The organism is Citrobacter sp. wls826, from assembly GCF_005281245.1.
Lineage (GTDB): Bacteria > Pseudomonadota > Gammaproteobacteria > Enterobacterales > Enterobacteriaceae > Citrobacter > Citrobacter braakii.
Genome location: NZ_SZWS01000016.1, coordinates 60,530 through 61,689, shown reverse-complemented (window position 1 = coordinate 61,689; position 1,160 = coordinate 60,530). Strand labels below are relative to the sequence as shown.

Here is a 1,160-nt window from a genome sequence, read left to right as displayed (position 1 = left end):
CCTGCGAAGCCGATATGTTTCGCGCCACCGAGGGGGTAAACACCCATAAAGGGAGCATCTTTTCACTGGGGCTGCTGTGTGCCGCCATTGGCCGCCTGCACCAGCTCCAACTGACTGTTACCGCTGAAACCCTTTGCTCTACGGCAGCAACATTTTGCCGTGGCCTGACCGAGCGCGAACTGCGCCAGAACAATCAACAACTCACGGCTGGCCAACGTCTTTATCAACAACTGGGATTAACCGGCGCACGGGGCGAAGCCGAAGCGGGATACCCGCTAGTCATCCAGCATGCCCTGCCGCACTACCGCGCACTGCTGACTCAGGGCCGCGATCCTGAACTAGCGCTACTCGACACGTTATTGCTGCTGATGTCTATCAATGGCGACACCAACGTGGCTTCACGTGGCGGCGCAGAAGGTCTGCGCTGGCTACAGCAGCAGGCCACAACTCTATTGCAGCAAGGGGGGATTCGCACCCCTGCCGATCTCGAATACCTGCGCCAGTTCGACCAACAGTGCATTGAACGCAACCTCAGCCCAGGAGGCTGCGCCGATCTGCTGATCGTCACCTGGTTCTTAGCTCAGATTTCACAAGTTCATCATTATCACAATTAAAGATCCTTTCCGGAGAATCACACACATGTCTTTAGCAAAAGATAAAATATGGAAATTACTGGCCCCATTGGTCGTAATGGGCGTCATGTTTCTTATCCCTGTCCCTGATGGAATGCCCCCGCAGGCCTGGCACTATTTTGCCGTTTTCGTGGCAATGATTGTCGGGATGATCCTGGAGCCAATCCCGGCAACAGCGATAAGCTTTATCGCCGTAACGATCTGCGTCATCGGCAGCAACTATCTGCTGTTTGATGCTTCAGAGCTGGCAGACCCGGCGTTTAAAGCGGGTAAGCAAGCGCTGAAATGGGGTCTGGCAGGCTTCTCCAGCACTACCGTGTGGTTGGTGTTTGGCGCGTTTATCTTCGCGCTGGGCTATGAAGTCACCGGTCTGGGTCGTCGTATCGCGCTGTTCCTGGTAAAATTCATGGGTAAGCGCACCCTGACGCTGGGCTACGCGATTGTCATCATCGACATTCTGCTGGCGCCGTTTACACCGTCCAATACCGCGCGTACCGGTGGTACCGTATTCCCGGTTATCAAAAACCT

At 55.1% G+C, this 1,160-nt stretch carries 1 protein-coding gene and 1 pseudogene; both read left to right on the top strand.

Annotated features, from left to right (window positions below; genetic code table 11):
- The coding region (locus FDW87_RS21550; RefSeq protein WP_252362961.1) for a triphosphoribosyl-dephospho-CoA synthase at positions 1-614 on the top strand (614 nt) is incomplete at its 5' end.
- 25 nt (positions 615-639) lie between these two features.
- Positions 640-1,160: pseudogene (gene citT, locus FDW87_RS21545) on the top strand (citrate/succinate antiporter CitT); the annotation flags it as partial.